Origin of the sequence: Pseudoalteromonas sp. NEC-BIFX-2020_015, assembly GCF_012952265.1 — a bacterium.
Lineage (GTDB): Bacteria > Pseudomonadota > Gammaproteobacteria > Enterobacterales > Alteromonadaceae > Pseudoalteromonas > Pseudoalteromonas neustonica.
Genome location: NZ_JABCJL010000012.1, coordinates 14,537 through 39,786 on the forward strand (window position 1 = coordinate 14,537; position 25,250 = coordinate 39,786).

A 25,250-nucleotide genomic window follows, 5' to 3' on the forward strand; every position below is an offset into this window, starting at 1 on the left:
GGTTCGCTCTTAAAAGCTGTGCTGAAATGTCAGCTTGGCATTAATTGGTAGCTCAGGAAATACTAAGGTCGAGCCAAAGTAACCGCCCTCAAACACGGGTCGCCAGTTGTCTTGATTTGTAACGTTGTTAATATCTAATCGCAGCTTTGTTTGCCCAGTAAAGTCATAACTTGTATTGATATTTAATGTGTATTGATCACGAATATTAACGGTTGCTAAGAAATCAAGCGGGTAGCTTTTTGTATAAATACCACCAAAGCCAATTTGCCAATTGCTTAAGATAGACCAGCCTCCATTAATACTCACGGATTGCTCTGGAATGCCTTGTACTCGCTGCGTTGAAGGCGCAAATGCAGTAAAACTGGGTGCGCCAACACTTGTACCATTGATGATGTCTGGGCGTGAATTATCAAAGGCGTCGGCCACTTGACTTGAGTCTTGGCTACTCGCTGAATTATCATAGCGAGCATCAATATAGCTATAGCCTGCACTTAACCAATAAGGGGATGCATCATAAAATAACTGGGTTTCAAAACCTTGAGTGCGAATGCCAGTATTACTACCATCACGGTTTCGTAAACTACGACGCTGATTAAATACCGCACCGTCAATATACCATGGGCTATCCTCTGGCGCGTATTTTACACCCACTTCAAGCAATGTGTTGTCGGTTGCAAAGTTTTGCTCGCTAATTTTGTTATCACTGCCAAGCGTGTGACCACCTGCCATACTGTTTGACGTAGCTTGATTATAACTGCCGGCAATATAGCCTGTAGTGCTTGGGATAAATTTATAATTGATACTTGCCTGACCTGAATACAGCGTTTCATAGATACTGTCTTGCGCGGCACTGTGTCCTTGTGGCGGGAGCGCATCTTTGGCTACTACATCATAATAATCTAGTCTATAGCCAATACTGGTGCGCAGTTTATTTGTCCATTGACTGTCGTGTTGAAATGCAACACCTGTTTGCCAGCTGGTTGAGTCAGTGGTGTCAGATAGTGAAAAATCACCATTGCCATCATTGTTTATATCGTATTGCGCACCAGGAGAGACAAAAACACCGGGGCGCAGTTCAACTAAACGCGCTTGTTGCTGTGCGGTTAAAGGAATGCGGCGATTTTCAAGCGGCCCAGTTAAATCAATCGGTAAATCGGCCTCAGTCGTAAATTGGCTATAGCCTTTCACTTTGTTATAACGTACATCAAATGCAAATATCGTTGTATGAGAATCATTCCATTGATAACTCAGTTCTGTACGGTTTTGTGCTGTGTCTGCGCCATCAATAATTTCAACAAAGCTATTTTTAGCGAGTGACTCGCGCTGTAAATGCTGAAAGTAAGTAATGTTTTTAAGCGTTGCTTGGTTGTTTAATTCACGTTTATAAATACTGTGAAATAAATACGTTGTGGCATTATTGATATTATCTGGATCGGTTAAAACTTGGTTTCTCGGGATCACAACTTGCCCCGTTGGTGACACAATAGCACCTGCACCAGGCACGTTACTGCCATTTGGCTGTACGCCTTGACCAGTAATATAAAGGCCATCATCAATTAATGCTTGAGTTGGCCTATTTATACCAGCGTTGTCGGTATAATCTACACTGTAAAGCTCAAAGTTGAGATCCCAGCTGCTTTTGTCATCTGGTAAAAAGCGCAGTGCAGCAAACAAACTATCACTTTCATATCCTGCGTAGTCGTAAAAGCTACCGTTATCGATATGTTCAGCACTGACTCTAAAGCCGCTCTGGCCTTCAACAATAGGCGCACTGTAATCAACTAGCGCCCGATATTGATCCCAACGTCCTGCTGACAGCTGAACTTTACCTTGCTGCTGATCAGTGCTGGCTGTTTTTGAGCGTAAATTTACAAATCCCCCGTTACGCTGACTACTACCAAAAAGTACCGGTGGCGCACCTTTTACTACATCTATTTGTTCAATGGCATTAAATGAAACTGGGATCCCAAACCCATTATTCCCCGCTTGGCGGCGAACACCATCTTGAAATAATTCACCTAGTTGAGCGCGTAAAGTTGGCAAGCTTGGCGCGCCAAAGCCACTTGCAGAATAACTGTTTGGAGCCACTGCGAGCATGTCTTGTAGGGTCGTAATGTTAAGTTGTTCGATCATCGCACTCGAAATTGGTGTTACTGCACGTGCAATATCTGACAGCGCTAAATTATCACCAAACGGTCCATCAACAGTGCTATCTTTTGGTGAAAGACTATGAAGTTTCACCGCTTCACCAGATACTTGAATAACCTCAATAGGGTCATTAGTTTTTGCCAATGTTGAAAAGCTAAGGGAAATGCTAAGTGCTAAAAATGCGTATTTCAAAACTCTCTCGCTGTGGTTAAATATGTTATATACGATGGATTAGACCGTAAGGTTTTAAAAATACTTTCATTGATACTGATTAATTTAATTAGATACAGGATATTAGGGCGTGTTGACCTTTGTGGATTGAAATTTGTTTAATCTAGGGGCGATTTAATCGAGGCGCGAGGTTTGTACCCTAGCGGGCTCGATAACTGCTCCTGCGTTATTCTACTGGCTCACATCCATGTGAGAATAAGTAAAAACCGAGCAAAGCTTGTGCGTCCTGCTCACACCCCTTATCCACATCCGTGTCTGTCTCTTGATCACAAGTTAGTATCCTGCTGCAGCGTTTTTAATAGCTCAGTAGCTTCAACCATATCCATTAGCCTATTCCAGCCTAGCCTGTAAGGCTCATAAAAAGTAAAAGTTATGCAATAAAACTTTAAAAAGACGGTCTTGTTAGATTCATTACTGAAATGACAACACTTAATTTAAGGAATTTAAATGTCTCACTCTTTCTCATCGGATTTAAAAAATCGCTTGCAATGGTCTCTTTTTTCATTACGTTTAGGTGTTTTTATTGTAATGCTTATGTGGACCTTGGATAAATTTGTAAACCCAGGGCACAGTGCACGTATATTTGAGCACTTTTATGGGATTAGCGGGTCAACTGATGTTGTCGCTTATATATTAGGGGCATTGCAATTGATTTTGGTTTTAGCTTTTATGGCCGGAATTAAAAAGCGTATTACTTATGGACTGATATTTTTAATGCATGGCGCATCAACACTTTCATCATACGGCCAATATATTGATGGTTTTAATAACTTACTATTCTTTGCTGCTTGGCCAATGTGGGCGGCATGTTTTGCGCTATATTTACTGCGTGATGAAGATGTAAAGTTTACAGTTAAATCATAATTTAACTGTAAACACAAAAGCCCAGCATTGCTGGGCTTTTTAATTTATAGCAATGCTGAATTAAAAGCTATAACTCATCGATACCCAAAAACTACGGGCTTTTTGAGTCGTATTATAATCAGACGTGCATTCATACTCGTCTTCTGTCGCTGCTAATAAGCAAGAGCGGCTAGATAAATCATCATCCAGTAAATTATTAATGCGTGCATTTATCGCTAGACTATCGTTTACTTTATAGGTAGCTGCTAAGTGATATAAATCATAGGCTTTGTAGTATAGCTTTTGTGTTTCAGGTCCTTGTGGGCCAGATACATTAGCGGTGCCTCGATAACGATTACTGCGAATTTCTGAGATAAGCGACACACTCAGATCATCAAATGGTTGCCATGCTAGTGTTAAGTTATACATATTCTTAGGCGTGTTAACTAAAGGAAGGCCTGTATCACGGCCACTTTTAACTTCGCTGTCCGTGTATGTATAGTTACCACGCAGTGATAGGCTGTCAATGATCTTCCAATTTGCGGCTATCTCGATACCGCGTGTAGCAGATTCATCAACGTTAGCTGCTTGACTAAACGTGGTGCTACCAATACCCGCCCAGCCTTTGCCAATTTCTACACAAGGTTCGTCGGCAATGGCTATTTCACAGTTTGGTAATCTGTCTTGGCGAATTATTTTGTCATTAAAGTCATTGTAAAACACTGTGATATTACCGCTGAAACTATCCATACCATTAAAGTAAGCCGCTACTTCATAGTTAACGCTAGTTTCTGGCTGTAAATCAGGTGTGCCTACGAATGGAATAGTGCCTTGACCACCAAACCCAGTAATTCCTGGAAATAATTGGTTTGGCTCAGGGGTTTTATAGCCGGTACTGATACCGCCTTTAAATGTCCACTCATCAGCAGGTGAGTAAGCTAGATAAGCACGAGGGCTCACTTGCGAACCAAAAATGTTATGGTGATCGTAACGTGCACCTAACGTTGCGGTTAAATTAGAGGTGATTTCCCAATTATCTTCAGCAAATACGGCCGTTTGACGATGATCTTGAGTTGTGCCTGCTTTATAAGCATCACCATACATACCAAATACGCCATCTTCCATTTCAGCATCAAAATATTGTGCGCCAATAACAAAGTAGTGATTATCAATGTTTGACTCAAACTTAGTATTAATAATGAGGTTATCAAGTTTTAGAGCACGTAATGGGCGCGGTAAAAAGGTTTCATCAAGCTGCGTGTAAATTTCATCTGTTAGCGTGGGTTTGTCAGTACCCTGATCTTGTACTGCTTTATCCCAAATAGCTTGAACGCCTAAGCGTTCTTGTACATTCAATGGTAATGAGCGGCCAAAATTTTCACTGCTGCTACGGGTAATACTGCTGGTTAAAGTGCCAGCATCGTAGCGGCCAACGTGCGCGAGAACAAACTGTTCACGTTCAACACGTTGGTAAGGTGTATAACCTACGCGAGGATGCACAATGCCTTTTCGTATACGCCATAAACTATTAGGGCTATCAAGCGTGCCAGTTTGCCCTTGAGTATTATCATAACGTTGCTTTGCAATGTCATACTCAAAAGTAATGTCATTTTGTTTATCAATTTGATAATTAACGCTAAGGCCTGCATTGAAGTTACGTGCAGCAACGACTTTTTTATCACCAAAACTGCCATCATCTACCCACATGCTACCATCTGGAAGTGGTAAATTTTCACTGTATGTAGGCTTACTTTCTTGGCGGTCATAAAAACTACCGCGAACGCCATAGGTTAGACCTTCCACACCAGTAGGGCCTGTAAGGTATAAATCGATCTTGTTATCATCGCCGTACTGATCATCAGTCTGAATATTGCTACTTACAGTAACGCTACCATGCGTGCTGTCGAGGTTTTTTCGTGTGATAATATTGATCACACCACCGATTGCATCTGCACCATATAAAGTAGACATAGGGCCACGTACAACTTCGATTCGGTCAATGGCTTCAAGAGGTGGCATATACATAAATTGGCTATTACCAAAATTATTTGGGCCAATATTCCCAACGTCACTTTGGCGACGGCCATCAATTAACACTAGGGTATAGCTGGCAGGCAAACCACGCATTGTAATACTAATATTGCCGTTTTTATCTTGTCCCGCACCTACATCAATACCTTCAATATCACGAAGTGCATCCGCAAGGCTAGTAAAAGGCTTATTTTGTAAATCTTCACGTGAAACAACCGAGACACTGGCTGGTGCATCAATTAATTTTTGCTCATAACCAGAGGCAGTAACAATCATTACTTCCATGTTTTCTGCTGTTACATCGTCTGCAAGTAATGTCGTTGATGTAAGTAATGCACTGATCAGTGAGGCCAAGTAAAGCGGGCGGGATTTCATTGTACTTCCTTTAATAATGATAACTAAATCGTTAGTGTAACCTTTGTGGGTATGATAATGGTTATTAACATCATTATCAATTGCAATGTGAAGTATTTACTTTAAATAATAAGCAGTAAAAATTTAGTAGTGGTTATACGCGCTATAACAATATATTTCGGTTTTGATGATCTTGGTTAAAAAAGTACGTAAACACGCCACAGATGGTAGCGTGTTTTATATGCAGGCAGAGGAGAACTAAAAGGTTAGTTCATGGCTTCAGTGTACTGTTTTGCTAGTGTTATTTTTTGAGTGTCAGTAAGTACTTTTCCTGCTAGTTGAAAAGCTTCATGTTCTTCTTCCGCAAGGTGATGATGCACAAGGTGATGCAATTTTTTAGCGGTAATCAGCCATGCAGATGAAGTCATTTTTGTGTCTTCAAGTTTTTCAATTAGGTCGTCAATTTCATGGTGCTCTGCTATGCCATGTCGCGCTTTCTCTTGGGTAAGATCATCACATATCAATGGATTATAAAAGTAGCGCTCTTCAAACTTTGCATGCTCTTCTAACTCATTTTTTAATTCTTTCATGATTGATTGTCGATCAGATGACTCGCCATGTGTGTTTATCAATGCATCGACAAGTGAACGTTGTTTGTCATGATCGTGACGTAGTGCTTCAAAAATGTTCATGGTTTTTCCTTACATTGTTCATTAATTTCAATGAATGTTGCAAGGTAAAAGCCATATTTTAAGCTTTTGTTATATAATGATTTATTTTGAAATTCATAATTTCAGGTAAGGTTTTTTTGTAAGTTTTACTGATAGCAGTATTTATATTACACCTAACGATAGCTATGTTTAAAAATAAAAAGGCCAACGTGAACGTTGGCCAGTTAACTTATTTAACGCAAAAATAATGTTATTTGTTTGCGTCTTTCGCTGCTTTTAATTTTGCTGCATGATCGATCTCAAATGCTGGCATGTCTTTTTTACCATCAATTAAGTAGTTATCCATCCAGCGCATTAAGCGCAAGCTGTAGTCGTATTGTGCAGCTACTTTACGGTTACCATGGCCTTCACCTGGGTAGTAAACTAGACGCACGTCCTTACCTTGCACTTTCATATAACGGTAAAGTTCCATTGATTGCGCCGGGTGTACGCGTGGATCTTCTTTACCATGCATGATTAGCAGTGGTGTCTTAGATTGGCCAGCCCAGTAAATAGGGCTACGCTCTAAATACCACTGCCATTTATCCCACGGATATGAACGCGCATGCACTAGGTTCATTTCATTTGAAATGTCAGTAGTACCAAATTTAGACAACTGGTTTGTGACACCAACAAACATCACGCTTGCCGCAAAATGTTCAGTCAGTTTTGTTGCGCCCCATGCCGACGCATACCCGCCATAAGAGCCGCCAGTAATACCAACACGTTTAGTATCCACTAGGCCCATTTCGACAAGGTGCTGTTTAAAATCAACTAAATCGTCAAACTCTTTGCCTGCGTAATCGTTTTGACCAAGCTTTGAATAATCAACGCCTTTACCCGTTGAACCACGATAGTTTGGATAAAATACTGCATAACCACGCGCCGCGCCCATTTGGCCAGGACGAGAGTAGTTAGTTACCCAGCCATCTTTATCATGGCTTTCAGGGCCACCGTGCACAGACATGATTAACGGGTAGCGAGTACCTTCACTGTAATCAAGTGGATAGACAAGTACGCCGTCAATTTCAACGCCGTCACGGGCTTTAAGAGAAATAGTTTCTTGTTTAGCAAAACGTTTGTCATCTAACCATGTATTTGAATTAGTTAAACGCTCTGTTTTTTTACCACGAATAATAAATACTTCGTTAGGGTGGGTTGCAGTATTGCCGCGTAGCGCCAAGGTTTTATCTGAATCAGATATACTTAGGTTTGCTGCAATAAATTTGCCTTCTTTAATAACTTTTTTGTATTTATTAGAGCCAGTTTTAATCGTTGCTACAAAGCTTTGTGTGCCAACATTGGCAATAAAGTTAAGTGTGTTACGTTTATGAGACCATTCAAAGTCAACAACATGGCCCATAAAGTTAGGTAGCCAGTCAGTTACATCGCCGGTTTTTGTATCAGCTAAAAATAAACGACCTGTTGATGGATCATGCTTATCTTCTGCGCCTAAGATTGCAATGTATTTACCATCATGCGATAGCTCAGCATCACCTAATTTGCCTTCTGTAGCAAATGACATGGTTACTTTATTGCTCGTAATATCAAATAAGTGCCATTGTGACTTTGTATATTTATCGTCAATTAAAGCGGTCGGCTGAGTTTTAACCAGTAACTTATCACCATTGGCTGCCCAGTTAACATCACTCACGTAGTTGGCAACGTTCAGTGCATTAGGAGTAAGTGGCTTGTCAGCTTTGGCTAATTCAACAATAAAAAGTTGTTTGTTTTTTAAACCGAGTTCATAAACTTCAGCCATAAAACCAAGCTTTTTAAGTTCTTTTTCAGATTTATCAGCCGCTGGCATAGCTAAAATAGCTAGCTGCTTGTTATTTGGGCTTAATTCATAGCTTGAAATTGATGTGCCTTTTAACGAAAGCACTTTGCTTGCTTGACCGCCATCTACAGGAATTTGGTACAGTGAAGTAAATTTATCTTCATTTAGCTTGGCTAAGAAATAGATCGTTTTACTGTCATTAGACCATTGAATGCTTTTGATACTAACGGAGCCTGTGATAAACGGGCGCTCTACGCCTTGGTCGTCAACAACGTAAAGCTCACTATAGTTAGTGCCATTTTTGTCTACGTAAAGCTCACGCGGTACAGAGCGGGTAAATGCAACATTGTCGCCATCAGGACTAATGCTGGTTTGAATAACCGATTGAATTTTTGGTATATCTTCAACGGTTAAAGGCGTTGCGGCAAATGCCAGCGAGCTTGTAAGCCCAATCGCCAGTGCTAAGCTAGTTTTTAGCATTGTTATTTTCCTTCGCAAGTTTAATTATCGAAGGATTATATCAGGATGTACCTAACAAACGAATAAATGCGATTAAGCTCCGTATTTGACGATTAATGACTATAGCGAACGCCAAGATAAAAGCGACGACCATTTTGGTAAATCCCCGTTGGTGCATATTCATTACGTTCATACAGGTAAGTGATCTCATCGGTTAGGTTTATCGCTTCAATAACAAAATCAAAACTATCAGATACTTTAAAGGTAATACTGCCATCAAGCTGACCAAAGTCATCCATCATGGTTTCCCCTACGCCGGTGGCAAAATGAGTGCGGTAGTTGTACGCAAGACGTGAACTTATCCAATCATTTTCATAGTAACTGGTTAAATTAATGGTGTGTTTTGAGGTGCCAGGGACATAATTATTGCGCCCTGAGGCACTCTCTGTGCGATCACCATTAACAAAGGTATAATTGGTGATTAAGCCGAATCCATAAATGAGTTCTTGTTGGTAGCCAATCTCAACACCGCGGATAGTACCGCCGCTGCCATTTATCGGTCTATCTATTGTCATATCAATGCCTTCGTGTTGTTCAATGCTACGCTTAAATTCAACAAACGATTCAACATCTTTATTAAATAAGGCAAATGAGAGCAGGGCGGCATCATCAAAATACCACTCGACGCTTAAATCAAATTGATTGGCACGATAAGGATCGAGATCAGGGTTGCCGCCTTGGCCTTGTGCTTGAGTAACATTATAATTTGTTGAAGGCATTAAGTGATTATACTGCGGGCGTGACATTACTCGCGCAGCACTTACTCTGGCGATTATATTTTCGCTGAGATCGATACTGATGTTGGCGCTGGGTAAAATGTCTAGATAATTCTTTTTATGTTGCTGCCACATAAAACGATCTTGCTCGGAGCCAACAGAACTAATGCGTCGGTATGCTCCCGAGTTTTGCTGAGTGTTAACAAGCCTTACACCGAGGTTCGCGCGGTACTCATCGCCATCAAGCATTAATTTAACATAACCTGCGGTAGTGCGCTCTTGAATATCAAAGCGGCTGGCTTTTTCTTCTTGTTGGATAAAATCGATGTCTGCGAAGTCTGCAGACAACGCATCTATATCAGCATAGCTATAATTTTTTAGCGTGTGTTGATTGCCAATACCAGCTAGAAATCCTTGAGGGAACGTTGTTGGGTAATCAGCTAAGGTCCAGTCAAGTTGCTGCGCTATGCCATCAAATGCACCATTGAATGAGCGATAACGAATAAAATCGCGTTGATGATCGCGGTACTTTGCCCCTATTTTTATCGCGCTGATAATTGAATGATCAATAGCGCGTTCAAAGTCTCCTTGCAAATATAATTCTTGATCATTGGAGTCTTGGCTGTCGTTGCGCGCTTGTGTGAGTTGCCATGATTTTGCATCGAGTGGGGAAGTGTCGTAATTGGCAACAATGTTTTTGCGCTGCCTAGTGTCGACGCTAAACGCGGTATTCGCTGAAAACTGTGACGTATGATCTTGTTTTGAGCCGCCACCTCCTTTGGTAAAACCAAGTTGATATTGATTTTGCCACAAGTGAGCTTGCTGACTGATAATTAGATGAACACTGCTAGTATTGATTTGTGAATCACGCCAAATAGCCTCCATTGCAGTACTAAAAGGTAAGTTTTGCGAATTATCACCTGGGACTTGTGAGTAGCGAGCGTAGCTCAATGTATTGTCGTTTATAAGTACATTACTTATGCTACCACCGCGAGCAAATACGCTACTTGGTTGCCATAAAAAATTTTGATTATTGTTGTCGGCATTGAGGACAGAGTACAAGGTGTTAAGCTGTATATTCCAATCTAAGTTTGGTTGGTATTCAAAATTGGCTGTGGCACTGGTTAAAACACGTTGCTGTTGAAAAATGGCTGAGCCGCCGCCGCCGGGTGTCCAAAGGTTTTTAATATCAGCATTTTCATTGGTCGTGGGGCTTAGAGTATCATCGGGATTTTTATTAAAATTTTGTTCATGCCAGCCCCATGACTCAAGGCCATCTCGGCGCAGTGAGCGTTTATTTCGCGTTACAGTAATAAGCGCACCAAAATCTTTTTTTGAATTTGTCCAATTATAAAAAATGGCTAGTTGTGGATCAAATTCGCCAGATAAATCATTGTATTGCACTTGTGCGTTAGCAACAAAGTGGTTGCTATCTGTGTGCAGCGGTCGTTGTGTTTTAATATTAACAGAGCCACCTAATGAACCTTCATTATGATCGGCTTGTGGTGTTTTATAAACCTCAAGTGAAGAGACGAGGTCTGCAGGTAATAAGGTATAGTTAAAGCCACGGTTTGGTTGAGTTGAAATCCACCAGTCTGCGGAGGCGATAGCTTGGCCATTTAAAAAGGTGCGATTTTGTTCTGGGGTTGTGCCTCTTACACCTACGCGTTCACCTTCCCCCTGTGCGCGTGATAAAGAAATTCCCGTGATCCGTTGGAGTGCTTCAGCAACATTTTTATCAGGAAATTTACCGATATCTTGTGCGCTAATAGCCTCTATAATCGAATTACTATCACGTTTATCTTGTAGTGATTTGATAGCGCTGTCATGAAACCCCCTAATTTGTATGGTTTCTAGCTGCTTTTTATTAGTCTCAGCTACAGCGCTCGTTATACCCATAAAAAAACAAAGAGGGAAAAGAATCGTTATGTTAACAAATTTTAGTGTGTTTATCGTCATACCCGACCCAATTAAAACGATTTGAAAATTTCGCTACGGATTAAGTGCTTATAAAATAAGTAGCTATTAATGTGCTGTGTTATGATGAATCATATTTATCTATAATACGCCTTCTTGGCTTATTTAACCATAGATTAACGTGTGTGAAAAACGAGCGATGCCTACAACCATACCAAAACAGTTATTACTCAATGATGTACTTGTTGACTTTGCAGCCTTAAAAATAAAAGTTGCTGGAAGTTGGTGTGCAGTTGAAGCCAAGCAATTGGTATTGCTAAAGTTACTATTAAACAATCAAGGGCAGCCAGTATCTCGAGATTTAATTATGGATACGCTGTGGCCTAATGTTGTTGTAAGTGATAATTCAGTAAGCCAGTTGGTCACGCAATTACGAAAAAGCTTGCATGATGATAAGAATACGGCTTTGTTTATTCGTACTGTACCGCGGGTTGGTTATCAGCTAATAGCAAAAGTAAGTGATGCCCCTTCGTTCCTAGAAAAAGTGACCCCTACAACGCCGCGAATATCTGCTTTATTTGTTGCTGTAGGCTTAATTTTAGGTGCCGGGCTTACATTAGTTAGTCAGTATTTACTCTCTCCTAACGTGCCCATTCTAAACTATGAATATCAATCACGTATTACTTCAGCTCCTGGTGCCGAAGTATTTTTACGTTACTCACCCAGTGGCAGATATTTAGCGTTTAGCCAATCAAACGATCAGCAAAGTCAGTTTGATTTAGCTGTTTATGATCACCAAAGTAAAACGGTACATAGTATTAAAAGTTCGGGTTATTCAGAAGAAGCGCCAGTATGGTCACCCGATGGTAAATGGCTTGCTTACTTTAGGTATGATCCTATTAGCTGTGATATCCGTGTTATGCCAGTATCGAATGCGATTGAAACTTGGCGTTTGAGCCCTGAATTTAGATTAACCCGATGCCAACAAAGTCATGGGCCTAGCAAATTACATTGGGTGGATGAAAGCACTATTTATACGACTCATTGGCAAGATGAGCAGCCACGCCTTGTAAAATATACGTTAGGCTTCTCGCCTACGCCAACCTTATTAGATCAAGAAATAGTCGGTGATTTTAAGCCAATCACATTTGATATAAACGACCATAAAAAAATGTTGTTACTTGAAAAAGATCAGGGGTGGTTTAGCGTCAGTGAGGTCGATTTAACAGGCTCACTTAAACGCAATGAAATAAAACGAAGCCGTCATAGCCATGCACCGTTATCATTTGATACGCAAGACAATTATTACTGGTTAGGGGATGATGCATTACGTCGTTATGATTATCAAGGCAATGAACAGATAGTACACCAACCATTAGGTTTTATTGCTGATTTAGCTGTTAACCCGCAAACCGGAGATATCGCTCATGCTGAAGGGCAGGCAAGGGTGAATTTGTATCAAATTGAATTAGATCTAAGCAAAGATACCCCAGAGATCCTAAGTACGATGCAGCTATCATCGTCAGCACGGATGGATATTTTGCCTGCAGTATCACCAGACGGCCTGCAAAGTGCATTTATTTCATTGCAAAGAAAAGGCATCACAGGGTTTAAACACATCGAGGTATGGTTAAAACATAAACAGCGTAAAACGGCTAACCTTATTGCTACATTACCCAGTGACATTACACCAAAGTATCTACTTTTTTCTCCTAATGGTGACAATGTGTTGTTGGCTGACGAACAGCAGAATATCTATTTGATTAACACTTTTTCACGCCGTTTAGTGCCCATTATTTCTGGTTTCGATCAACTCAACGGGGTGCATTGGTCACAAGACAGCCACAGTATTTATTATCAAGTGAAAAGCGCACGAGGCATTAATAAGCAACCACAATGGCAAGATTGGCGCTACGATATTCAGCTAATGAGTAATACATTGGTTGCAGATAATACTAATTTTGAAACATTAGATGAAGAGCATGCTTTATGGCAGCTCAATAGTTCCTACTTAGAACATGATTTACATGTACGTACTTACCTATCGAGGGTATTGGAACATCAACTACCGCTTTCGCAGTTGTTACCTTCGCTTGAGCTTTTTAAACCCGCGGTTTTTAAACAAGGGATTTATTATGTGTTACGTCAAGGTCATCAACTATTGCTGTATTGTTATTTAACACAGCAAAACCGAAATGTATTTATAAAAGAGCTTGGTGTATATGGTTATGATATTGATATTAATCTCAATATCAGTAGCTCTGCAGATGGAAGTCAAGTTGTGTTTAGCCAAGTAGATGGGATTGAGACAGATATTTTATTACACAAAGCAGCTAAGACAATGTCGCAATAAAGTGCCTAATCTTACTTTGATCCCAGTTGCGGGTTTGCGCCTCTTTTAATGCGCTATTAGCAAACTTTTTTGCATCATTTGAATTACCTGCAGCAGCGTGTATTTTCGCTTTTAACAATAATAATTGTGGGTGTTCATTATCACCAGCCAACGCTTCATTAAGGGCAGTGCTGACTTGCTGCATTGGTTTTTTTAAATCAAAAAGTAACAAGGCAATATCGCGTTTTGCACTAAATAGCCCTTGTTCCGCTGCGGCTCTTAGCCATTTTAGCGCCTTATTTGGGGCGTAATCGACATACTGGCTATTTAATAGCTCTCGGCCTAAGCGGTATTGCGCACTAGCAAAACCACTTTGTGCGGCAAGTAAAATCCAGTTTAAGCCTTTTTCGCGATCAACTTTGCCATATTTACCTCGCAGCATATTTGCACCAATTCGATACTGCGAATTAGCATAGCCGTTTACGGCAGAGCGTAACAAGAGCTCACCATTGGCGTTGGCTTGTTGCCAATGATATTTTAGTAAGCGTGTAGCATTGTAATCATTTGAACTCAGCCAATTCGCAATATAATATTGGACTAACGCGTTGCCTTGTTCAGCAGCATCGATTAGATCTGATATTTTTTCGTTATATTCACGCTGTTGACTCTTAAAGCTTTGTTCGTATTGCTTGCCTTTGTAGGTTGTAAAATGGTAAAGCAAAGAGCGATTATAGTAAGGTAAGGTTTGGTTATTACCTTGGTATTGCCAACGTCTAACGGCATTAATAATTGCTTTATCAAAGGTTTTTTCAGGGTATGAATCAATTAAAGTAATATCAGTGACTGCGCCACTTTTATCAATATCAAACTCTAACCATACCCAACCTTCAATGCCATTTTTGTATGCGTGTTCGGGATATTTAGGCTCGACTGTGTAGCGACGTTCAGGGCTCAAATGCAATGCAGGACTGGCGTTTAATTCTGGCCGTAATTGTTGGTCATACCATTGAAAGCTAAGTTGTTTTAGTAATGCATTATAGGCATCATCAAGTGGTTGCTTATTATCTGTTTGCTCCGCAATCAGCATAGCTGTATCGCGAGCATCAAGTAGGCCAAAATCTGCTGCTAAACTAAACCAAGCAAATGCTTGGGCTTTGTTTTTTTCGACACCTTGACCGTGTAAATACATCACTGCAACATTATAAATCGCATCTGCATTACCTAAATGGGCAAGTTGTAAAAATTCACGTTTCGCTTCGCTATAGCTTCCTTGGTGGTAATTAAGCGTCGCGCTGAGTAAATCTGCTTTCGTTAATGGCGTAAAAATCAGGCAAAACAATATTACTAAGGATTTGTAACTACAAAACCCTATGTATTGTATTTTAAGATGAATTGCTGCGCTTGTTGACACGTATTAAGTTTCGCCGATGTTGACCAAGTAACGTTTTTAACTATTGATTGTACTTGTTTTGTTTATTATTACTAGGGCGGGTTTGCCTTAGTAATACTTTAATTTGCCTACAACGAAAAAAAGCAGATAGTCAAATGACTACCTGCTTTAAACCCCTGGGCATAGGGGCTGCCATCCATGGCGAGAGTCGAATACCTGTGTTAGCTTGGAGTTCGACAAAAACGACTTTAAAAGTTAAAGCGAATTCCAGCTACAAACCGGCGACCATCAGCATACACACCTGTAAGTGCTTGTTGTACGCCTTCTTCTTGATAGCTAAACGTATGCTCATCAGTTAGGTTAATGGCTTCGAATACCAGTGCTAAGTTATCATTTACATTATAAGTAAAGTTAGCATCTACTTGACCGTAATCATCTACATAGCCATGGCCTTGGCCTGAGTTATAACCAGTACGGAAATTATATGAAATACGCGTGCTAAAGGTCTCTGTTTCATAGTAAGTGCTTAAGTTAACTGTGTGCTCAGAGTTGCCAGGAATAATAGTATCGTTACCGTCTGCGTCTTTTGCTTCGCCATCTACAAACGTATAGTTTGCATTTACACCAAAGCCATCATAGATCTCTTGTTGATAACCAAGCTCTAAACCTTGAATTCGTCCAGAACGACCATTAGTAGGGCGGTTTACTAATATTTCTACGCCTTCGTGTGTTTCTAGGCTGGGTGTAACATCTAAAAATGATTGAATATCTTTGTAAAATACGACCGCAGAGAACAAGCCTGCTTCGCTGAAGTACCACTCAATACCCGTATCAAATTGTGTAGCACGGTACGGGTCGATTTCAGGATTACCACCGCTGCCTGTTTTAGTTTCAAGGTTATAAGATGTAGATGGTGTCATTGCAGCGTAATCAGGACGAGACATAACACGCGCGGCACTAAATCTAAGTAGTAAATCTTCATCTAAGTCAACGGCTAAATTGATGCTCGGTAATATATCAAAATAGTCACGATCATCATGAGTCCATACTTCAGAACCGCTGGTACCAACATACGCTGCTGTAGATTGTTGAGTTTGCACTAAACGTACGCCTAAGTTACCGCGCATACCATCAACATCAATATCTGCTTTTATATAACCAGCGGTGATTTTTTCTTCAACTTCAAAGGTACTTGCTTTTAGTACGCGGTAATTCCAGTCTAGTGCATCACCTTCAGCACGAACTTTATTTGAATCAGTGATTGCATAGTTACGTAATGTGCCGTCAGAACCTAACCCTGATAGGTAATCTGATGGCATTGAAAGTGAGTAATCAGCCAAATTCCAGTTTAAATCTGTACGGTTGTCGGTAGTGTGTTTTGTATTAAAGCGAGAATGATCACGGTATTTCAAACCAAACTTCACATTATTAAAGACAGCGATGTCAATTGGGCGCGAAAAATCAACTTGTAAGTACGTTTCATCATCTTTAGCATTGTTGCTGTCGTAGCGTAAAAAACCTAAATCCCATTGTTTACCGTCTGCAGGATCTGCACCATATGTGGTACGTACATCTTCCACACCAGAAGTATCAAAGCTGTGTACGTAGTTACCTTCCCAGCCCACACTTCGGTCAGCTTCTGAACCACCACTGCCTTCGGTATAACCAACATGTACACTGGTTAGCCACAATTCACCTTGGTAATCAGCCTTTAAATCATATGATTTAGTTTTAATCTCAGAGTTACGTACTTTGGTTTCGTCAAGAATGTTATTGCCTGTTGGTGATAATGCAAGCTCACCGCCGACTAACATTTGACCCACTTTGTCGTGATTAATAAGGTTTACGCTATTGTAATGTGGATCTGCAGCGCGGGTTAAAACACCATTTTGGTCGTACTCAGCTCCACGTTGGCCATAACCTGGGATCCATAAGAAGTTTTGATTTTCGTTATTTGCTTCAAGTGTTGAATCAAGCGCATTAAAGGTTAAATCTAATTGATCAGTCGGGCGATATTGCATGGCTAAGTTAATACCGGTACGGATACGCTCTTGTAGGAACATGGCTGAACCGCCGCCGCCAGGGCTGTATACATTTTTATGAACTGTGCCATCAGTTAAAGTGATGTCACGTTTTGCCCAGCTCCATGATTCAATACCATCACGGCGAAGATTACGCTGTTGGCGAACTAATGAAATAAGTGCACCAAATGTTTCATCGTCATTCTTAAAGTTATACATAACCGATAACTGCGGGTCGGTCTCACCCGAAATTTCACTGTGCTGCGCAAGCACCGAGCCAGCAATTTTATTGGCTTCTAAATCAAGAGGTTTACGGGTTCGAACAATAACGGTACCGCCAATTGAGCCTTCATCTATATCAGCTTCAGGTGACTTATATACTTCTAGGCCAGATACAATCTCAGAAGGCAACATAGTGTAGTTAAAACCACGGCTCGCTGCTGAGTTCGTCCACCAGTCGGCAGAGCCAACGGCTTGGCCATTTAATAAGGTACGGTTTTGGCTTTCAGCTGTACCACGAATACTGACTCGTTCACCTTCACCAAAATTACGGCTAATTGATACGCCTGTTATACGTTGTAGTGATTCTGCGACGTTTTGATCGGGGAACTTACCGATATCTTCAGCGGTTACAGCATCAACGATTGAATCTGAGTAACGCTTTGTATTAAGTGATTTAACGACACTGCCGCGAATACCGCGTACTTGTATTACTTCAACTTCATCGGTACTTTTTGCTTCGGCACTGTGTGCTACCATAGGTAGGCTTAATGCTGATGTAATAAGCGATGCGCTCACTGCTAGATGCAGTTTATTCATTTTTACTTTTAACATCCTCGATTCCCCTTGAATCAAAACTTCATTTTGTTGTATCAAATTGTCGGTTTGCAATTCGTACTTATGTATTCATTTTTAATAGCCGAATGATCTTGCAAAACCCTGCTTACAAACAAATACAGATCACTAAAAAATTAGTTAATAGTTACTCTTGTATAGAAAGTAACGAGAGCCTGCTTTGTTTGTGACTCTATTAAACGCCTTTTTAAAATCAGAGTCTTGAATTTAAGTGAATAGTTATGAAAGTAACTAAATTGAAAATAAAATGATGTGAAATTTAAATTTAATCCATAAAAATCAATTGTTTTATATTTATTTTTTATGTGAATTAATTTAATAAATTAAGTTTACTTATTGATTTTTATTGTTGATTCTCTTTTGATTCACAACTAGTTGATTAAAAATTAATAGGGTAGATGTCATGAATGAAACTAAAAAGATAAAATATCTCGAAGAGGGTTGTTGCTAATTTTGATTTGTATTTATGGTTTTATATTATATATCGAGTGACATTGTGATTGGTTGCTATTGAAGGTTTTAATCTCTTTGGTTTTAATTCTCTGGGCTTGCAAGTGACAGTAAGATCCCCCTCATCGCAAAGCGAATTTGAGCCTAAGCGAAAAGCTTTGTCATGGGGTAGGTCATTAAAAAGAGGAATACGAAGTCATACGTGACTTTTAAAATATCTTATGTTGATAAATAAATTGATAACCTTAGACGCTTACATATAATTTGCGAAAATGGTCACGTATTTAATAAAATTTGGATTGTTTTCGACTCAAATAAGTTAAGTTTTAAGTGGGTCTTTTTAATCTATTTAATGAACAGGGAATAACTGATATAGATTTAGGAGTAGCTCCCAAGTCACTGTAAATGCGCAATGGATTGGTTTTATGTGAACTTGCATTTAAATGACTTGGGTGTGTGTTTTACAAACTCTTTTTCGGTGGTAATGCTACGTTAGCAAAGATTAAGCCAGCTACGAGTGACATAAAGATTAGAAATGTTTGCTGCCCGATATGTTCAGCATAAACAAAATCTTGCCCTTCAATAAGTGAATTTAGCCCGATATAGGTTTTACTCCCCGGTACTAGTACTATTAGGCCCTGCATAGCAACGATAGACGCAGGCGCATTAGCGATACGATTAAATAAGTTACTAAAAACACCGACAGAAAATGCCCCTACGAATGTCCCTAAGGTGTAATCCAAATACATCGCAGAGCCAATACTTGTGCCATAAGCAATAAAACCTGACGCAATCGACCATGAAGCATGTTTGAGTTTAGTTCTAAAAATAACGATTAAGCTACTACATAAAAGTAGAATTGCTAGCCATGCAGTCCATTTTGGTAAAGGCTCTGGCGGCACAAAATCAACCTGACCGAAAATAGCAAATCCTATCGCAATACCAATAAAGGCACCAAAATAAAGCTTAAACAACAACATAAATGAGTCCATGACGCGCGCTGTACCTGACACTAAATGTCTTGCTGCGAGTTCTGCAAGCCCTAATGCCAATGCAAGCCCGGGTATAAACACAATGATGGCTGACAGCACGACTAACCGTATATTAATGCCCACATCTAAGTAAACGCTTATCGCACATGCCAAAATAGCAGAGACGATGGCAACGAGTGGCTCAAGCATGTGCGCTACTCTTTTGGAGCGGCTTGACCACATTACAAATAAATAAACAACTAATGTTAAAGTCGCAGACCAGAATACGTCATTCCAGCTAGTGCCCATTAGCATTGCAAAAGCTCCACCAGAGGTAGCAAAAGCAATACCGGTTGTTACTTTATTATAAGGGTTGGGCATAACAAAAATGGCATCAAGCTGAAGGTCAACTTCTTGCAGAGTTAATTCGCCGTTGAGCATCTGATTCACAAGGTCGTCGGTGTCGGCGAGTGAACCTAAATCATGATCGCCAGGGTCAACACGTGCAACGTGGGTGTATTCGTCTTCGTGGCCATCAGTCCAGATAACAAAAGTCACGGATGTGGGGGACATAACAAACGATGATTTGAGATCAAGGTATGTTGCCACTTCCATTAAATGGGCTTCGAGTCGATAAGCTGGGGTGCCATATTTATGGAGCATTTTGCCAAGCTTAACGATAAATTTTCGTTTTTCAGTAAACGTTGCGGTTTTCAAATGATGTTTGAACCAAAGGTTAAATTGTTCAGTTAAAAAATATAGACAATGTAGCTTAAATTGCCTTACTAATTGGCGGCGATTTTAAACACTAATCCCCGCCTGTCTAGTTTTTTCTTAACTTAGTTTACTTGTTCTTTGCTTCAATCCATTGTGCCATGTACTGAGTACTGCGCATCGTGTGGTGTTTAAGCATTTGGCCCGTAAAATTGCTTTCACGGTGAGCTTTGAGCTGTTGAGTGATGCTTTGAATTTTTTCAACCAATTGACTTGCCAGCGGATGTTTGTCGTAATGTGTTTCTAATAAAGTCGAACCCGCGTTTTGTGCTTGTGCAAACAAAACGCTATCTTGATAAAGAGCAACAGCTGCGTCAGCAAAATGTTGTGGATCGTTTTCAATAGACCCATTCCATGGCAGATCATTATGCATGCCTTCACTGCCAATAGACGTTGTAACGCTTGGTGTTTGCATTATCATCGCCTCTAGTAACTTACCTTTAATACCAGCACCGAAACGAAGAGGTGATAAGCATACGCGTGCACTTTGCATAACCTCGTATGCATCATCTGCCCAGCCTTTAATTAAGAATCCTGTTTTGGGATTGTTCAGGGCTGTGGCTTTTGGTGGCGGATATGAGCCATATATATGCAGTTGCGCGTGTGGTAGCTGTTTTCTGATCAGTGGCCATATTTGTTGCAGGTATAAAACTGCGTCCCAATTTGGGGCATGGCGAAAATTACCTATGGTCATAAAGTGTTCACGTTCATCGAACGATTTAGTTTTCTCTGGCAGTGCAGCTAAATCGACCATAAAAGGCAAATGATGTAATAGCGAGCTATCTACTTTGAACACATCACCAAGAAGTTGCATTTCATAACTGGAAATAATTAAACTTAAATCGCACCGTAAAATAGCAGCAATTTCCCGTTTTGCGATATCAGAATGTAAATCGCTGTGATCAAACGCTCTATTTCCTTTATGTGCTTCATGGCGGGCATTACGTAAACATTGTAAATCTTCTGTATCGAGTACTTTTAATGCTGTAGGGCAGTATTTATCTACGCGCCAACCAAATTGCTCTTCCATCATAAAACGGTCAAACATGACAATGTCAGGGGCGTAATGTGCAACATATTCATCAAAACTAGCGCAATTGAGAGCGATAGTTGTACTACTAATACCAAAATCACTAAGGTTTACCATGTGCTCAGTTTTTTGTGCAGGGCTGGCAAATTCAACGTCCCAACCTTGGGCTGTAAATGTGTTTAATAACGACATCATATGCGTGCCTGCCGCTGATGAATTGGGCTCTGGCCACACATAGCCAATTACTAATACTTTTTTCATTGACTTGAATCTCTTACTTTTAGGTGTACGTCGATTAATGTTCTTACCGCAGGCGTGCCGTGGCTAAGTAATTCTTGCAACACGTGGCAGGCTCGCTTGCCTATCTCATTTGCATTGATGGTCACGCTACTCAAAGAAGGTGACATTAAACATGAATCAGCTAAGTCATCAAAGCCGACAACTTTTATATCTTTGCCTGGGATTAAGCCTTGCTCGCGGATCGCTTCAATAACACCATAAGCAATGACATCGTTAAAACAAATGATTGCTTTTGTATCAGGGTATTGAGCATACAGCGAGTTAAATGCATCGCGTCCGCCTTGGCGATTAGTTACTGCATTTAGGCATGGCTTATCATCGCTGATTTTGAAATATTGTAAGGCGCTTTTAAAACCAGCTAAACGTTCATGATAATCTGAGATATCGTCGGTTCCACCTATAAACGCAATGTCTTCAATACCTTGTTGCAGAATATGGGTGGTGGCTAGGTGGCTGCCTTTTTTGTTATCGGGTAAAATCGTTGGGGCCGCACAAAAGGGAACTTCTCGCATGATGTGAATGACAGGAAAGCCACTGTTAATAAGTTCATCAACCCACTGTTGTGTAGTTCCTGGTGCCGGGCACATTATAAAAGCGGCGACGTTGTACTCTTTAAGTGTTTTAACAACTTGTGTTTGACGATCAACACTTTCTGCGGTGTTTACCAACATAGGCAGCATACCAAGCGCATGAATATGGTTTTCAAGCCCAACAGCTAGCTGAGCAGAGTAGGGGTTGGTTAAGTCATTGATGACTAGCGCCACTAAGTTAGAACGGCGACTGCGCAGTGCAGCAGCATCGCGATTATATACATAACCTAACTTATCAATTGCTTGCAATACCTTTTCTTTACTTTTATCACTGACTTTGTCACTTTGAGTGAGTACTAAGGAGACCGTTGACTTGGAAACTTGTGCCTCTTTGGCAACGTCAAAAATGGTTATATTGTCGGTTTTATTTTTCATTTAGATTACGAGACAGTGATTATATGGACCAATTAGGGAGTTTAACGCAATTTAGCCTAGTAATGAACGCAAAAACTTTATGGATTTTACGAAACATGTTTAGATACACACCTAATAAAAAATACCAAGGATAAAAAATGAAAGGCATAACGCTTTTATTTGCTCTCGGGCTCAGTGTTTGTTTTAGCAGTGCAAGCTATAGCACACAAGGTTATCAAACCCCTTCAAGTGATTTAGCTGCACTAGTAGATGCAAAGTTAGCGCCTAGTAGTTATTTATCATCGGATGGGCAATGGCTTGCATTATTTGACCGTAAACGTGTTGAAACATTGGACGACTTAGCAAAAGAAGAGGTGAAGTTAGCAGGTATAAAACTAAACCCAGCTAACTTTTCACGCTCTCGTCCTCGCTCAAAGTTTAGTAGCTTACAATTAAAACACATTGAAACAGGTGCTGTAGTTGAAGTTAATAATTTACCACAAGGTGTGATCCGTTCACCTAAATGGTCAAGTGATGGCGAATATCTTGCGTTTATTGTTGAGCAACCTACCGAGGCTCATTTGTGGGTTTACAACACGCAAACCAAACAAGCGCGTGAGCTTGCGGGAGTTGCATTAAATTCAGTATTAACAGCAACACCATACCAATGGCTGCCGGATAGTACTGCAATTGTTGCTAATGCAGCTGTTAATATCGGTAAGTCGCGTTTGGTCAGTGATGCTGACAGTGTGGTGCCAGTTATCCAACAAAGTAGTGGCCAAAAAGCACCTGCTCGTACTTATCAAAATTTATTGACGAGCCCATTTGATGAACAACAGTTTAAATTTTATGGGCAAGGTCAACTTACCTATATTCCACTCAGTGGTGTGGCGACAGCAATAGGGAAAGCGGGTTTATTTAAATCATTTTCAATTTCACCAGACTCAACGAACATTTTAGTTGCGAGCATTGATGAACCTTTTTCCTATCAAGTACCTTACAGTCGCTTTGCGACAACATGGCAAATACTGGGGATGCGAGGTTTTGCGTTAGCTGAACTTGCTAAGCAGGCTCTGGCTGACAATATTCCTCAGGGTTATGATAGTGTACGAACAGGTCGCCGAAGCTTTCAATGGCGTGCTGATCAAGGAGCTGAAGTTATATGGGCACAAGCCCAAGATGGTGGCGATATGAAGACAGATGTGCCTCATCATGATCACATTTATAGTTTACGTTCGCCGTTTAAACGTGAGCCTAAATTATTTGCTAAAGTTGAACGTCGATTTGCGGGTATTGAATGGGCCAACGATAATGTTGCGTTGCTTAGTGAATGGCGTTTTAGCGATCGCCAATTACGTACTTATGTCATCCAACCTCGTAACGCAGATAAAAACCGTATTTTGTTCTCTGAGCGAAGCTACAATGATGCTTATAAAGATCCCGGTAATGCAATTTATGAGCGTAATGATTTAGGCGAAAACGTAATCAAAGTAGTCGGCGGACGTTATATATTCTTACGCGGAAATGGCGCATCAGAACAAGGTAATGTACCATTTTTAGATCAATATGATATAAAAACAAATAGCAGCAAGCGCTTGTGGCAATCTGCTGCACCATATTATGAGCGTGTGCGTGCGATGCTTGATGACGAAGGTGAAAAACTAATCACCATCAGAGAATCAAAAAAAGAGCAGCCAAACTTTTTTATTCGTGATTTAGGCAAGGACACCTTAACTCAGCTTACGACCTTTGAGCACCCTTACCCTGCATTTAAAGGTGTAACCAAGGAGCCAGTACGTTACAAACGTGATGATGGAGTGGAGTTATCAGGTACATTATACTTACCGCCAGGTTATGATAAAACACAAGGTACTTTACCTGTACTAATGTGGGCTTACCCACTGGAATATAAAGATAAAGCGGTGGCATCGCAAGTACGTGAATCTGAGTATGAATTTACATATATAGGCTATTGGGGCCCAATGCCTTACCTTGCTAAAGGGATTGCTGTTTTTGATGACCCTAAAATGCCTATAGTAGGTGTTGAGGGCAAAGAGCCAAACGACTTATTTAGAAAGCAATTAGTGGCAAGTGCAAAAGCTGCCGTTGATGTCCTGGTTGAAAAAGGCATTGCGGATAAAGATAAAATTGCGATAGCAGGGCATTCCTACGGTGCCTTCATGGTTGCAAACTTATTAGCTCACAGTGACTTATTTAAAACCGGTATAGCTCGAAGTGGCGCTTATAACCGCACACTAACGCCGTTTGGTTTTCAAGGTGAGGAACGCGATTTTTGGCAGGCTCAAGACGTTTACGCAAACATGTCACCGTTTTTTCATGCTGAGAAAATTAACGAACCAATGCTAATGATCCATGGGCAAGAAGACCCTAATTCAGGCACTTTCCCAATGCAAAGCGAGCGTATGTATGCCGCACTAAAAGGGTTAGGCAAAGATGCCCGTTTAGTGATGTTGCCATACGAAGCGCATGGATATCGTGCTCGTAAGAGTTTGCTGCATGTACTTTGGGAGCAAGAACAGTGGCTTGATAGATATTTACTGAGTGATGATAAAACCACAGATACAGTAATTTCAGCTGAGTAATTGAATTCAAGTAATAAAAACGCGGTTTGATACCGTGTTTTTATTACTCTCACTCAACAAGAAGATCCCGCCTTTAATCTCACGGCACTTTCCCAATGCAAAGCGAGCGTATGTATGCCGCACTAAAAGGGTTAGGCAAAGATGCCCGTTTAGTGATGTTGCCATACGAAGCGCATGGATATCGTGCTCGTAAGAGTTTGCTGCATGTACTTTGGGAGCAAGAGCAGTGGCTTGATAAATATTTACTGAGTGACGAAGCACCTGTAAAAGCGATGCCTGTCGTAACCGAGTAAAAATGAAAGCTCTTTATATATTTAATATTGATTGTTTT

At 40.5% G+C, this 25,250-nt stretch carries 14 protein-coding genes; 4 read left to right on the forward strand and 10 right to left on the reverse strand.

From position 1 onward, the window contains the following. Positions 1–9 precede the first annotated feature (9 nt). Positions 10–2,340: a TonB-dependent receptor gene (locus tag HH219_RS10660; RefSeq protein ID WP_169327427.1), complete on the reverse strand. Its 2,331-nt coding sequence runs from the start codon at positions 2,338–2,340 to the stop codon at positions 10–12. A gap of 486 nt (positions 2,341–2,826) precedes the next feature. On the opposite strand from HH219_RS10660, the gene HH219_RS10665 reads away from it, so the two are divergent. Further along, positions 2,827–3,243 carry a hypothetical protein gene (locus tag HH219_RS10665; RefSeq protein WP_054206718.1) on the forward strand — a complete coding sequence of 139 codons (417 nt, stop codon included), beginning with the start codon at positions 2,827–2,829 and terminating at the stop codon, positions 3,241–3,243. Between the two features lie 60 nt (positions 3,244–3,303). Here the strand turns inward: HH219_RS10665 and HH219_RS10670 are convergent, their stop codons facing one another. The 4 genes from HH219_RS10670 to HH219_RS10685 form a co-directional block, all read right to left on the reverse strand. Continuing rightward, positions 3,304–5,628 carry a TonB-dependent receptor gene (locus HH219_RS10670; protein WP_169327428.1) on the reverse strand — a complete coding sequence of 775 codons (2,325 nt, stop codon included), beginning with the start codon at positions 5,626–5,628 and terminating at the stop codon, positions 3,304–3,306. Positions 5,629–5,873: 245 nt separating this feature from the next. Continuing rightward, positions 5,874–6,299, reverse strand: coding sequence for a hemerythrin domain-containing protein (locus tag HH219_RS10675; protein ID WP_169327429.1), 426 nt, complete (start codon positions 6,297–6,299; stop codon positions 5,874–5,876). A gap of 229 nt (positions 6,300–6,528) precedes the next feature. Further along, positions 6,529–8,577: a S9 family peptidase gene (locus tag HH219_RS10680; RefSeq protein WP_169327430.1), complete on the reverse strand. Its 2,049-nt coding sequence runs from the start codon at positions 8,575–8,577 to the stop codon at positions 6,529–6,531. Positions 8,578–8,669: 92 nt separating this feature from the next. Continuing rightward, positions 8,670–11,231 (reverse strand): TonB-dependent receptor, encoded by a 2,562-nt coding sequence (locus HH219_RS10685; protein WP_249118502.1) that lies wholly within the window; start codon positions 11,229–11,231, stop codon positions 8,670–8,672. A gap of 199 nt (positions 11,232–11,430) precedes the next feature. On the opposite strand from HH219_RS10685, the gene HH219_RS10690 reads away from it, so the two are divergent. Then, a complete protein-coding gene (locus tag HH219_RS10690) occupies positions 11,431–13,602 on the forward strand; it encodes a winged helix-turn-helix domain-containing protein (protein ID WP_169327432.1) in 2,172 nt (723 codons plus the stop codon). Here the strand turns inward: HH219_RS10690 and HH219_RS10695 are convergent. The 5 genes from HH219_RS10695 to HH219_RS10715 form a co-directional block, all read right to left on the reverse strand. After that, positions 13,583–14,920 (reverse strand): TonB family protein, encoded by a 1,338-nt coding sequence (locus tag HH219_RS10695; RefSeq protein ID WP_249118503.1) that lies wholly within the window; start codon positions 14,918–14,920, stop codon positions 13,583–13,585. The genes HH219_RS10690 and HH219_RS10695 overlap by 20 nt on opposite strands. A 299-nt stretch (positions 14,921–15,219) precedes the next feature. Beyond that, on the reverse strand, positions 15,220–17,826 hold the full coding sequence (locus HH219_RS10700) for a TonB-dependent receptor (protein ID WP_169327433.1): 2,607 nt from the start codon (positions 17,824–17,826) through the stop codon (positions 15,220–15,222). A gap of 932 nt (positions 17,827–18,758) precedes the next feature. Beyond that, complete coding sequence (locus HH219_RS10705) at positions 18,759–19,985, reverse strand: threonine/serine exporter family protein (RefSeq protein WP_082379074.1); 1,227 nt, start codon at positions 19,983–19,985, stop codon at positions 18,759–18,761. 127 nt (positions 19,986–20,112) lie between these two features. Next, positions 20,113–21,333: a glycosyltransferase gene (locus HH219_RS10710; protein ID WP_169327434.1), complete on the reverse strand. Its 1,221-nt coding sequence runs from the start codon at positions 21,331–21,333 to the stop codon at positions 20,113–20,115. Further along, positions 21,330–22,337: a LacI family DNA-binding transcriptional regulator gene (locus HH219_RS10715; RefSeq protein ID WP_054206709.1), complete on the reverse strand. Its 1,008-nt coding sequence runs from the start codon at positions 22,335–22,337 to the stop codon at positions 21,330–21,332. Before HH219_RS10715 ends, HH219_RS10710 begins: the two co-directional genes overlap by 4 nt. A 137-nt stretch (positions 22,338–22,474) precedes the next feature. On the opposite strand from HH219_RS10715, the gene HH219_RS10720 reads away from it, so the two are divergent. Both HH219_RS10720 and HH219_RS10725 read left to right on the forward strand, forming a co-directional pair. Continuing rightward, complete coding sequence (locus HH219_RS10720; protein ID WP_169327435.1) at positions 22,475–24,919, forward strand: prolyl oligopeptidase family serine peptidase; 2,445 nt, start codon at positions 22,475–22,477, stop codon at positions 24,917–24,919. 95 nt (positions 24,920–25,014) lie between these two features. After that, positions 25,015–25,212, forward strand: coding sequence for a hypothetical protein (locus HH219_RS10725; protein ID WP_054205059.1), 198 nt, complete (start codon positions 25,015–25,017; stop codon positions 25,210–25,212). Positions 25,213–25,250 lie beyond the last annotated feature (38 nt).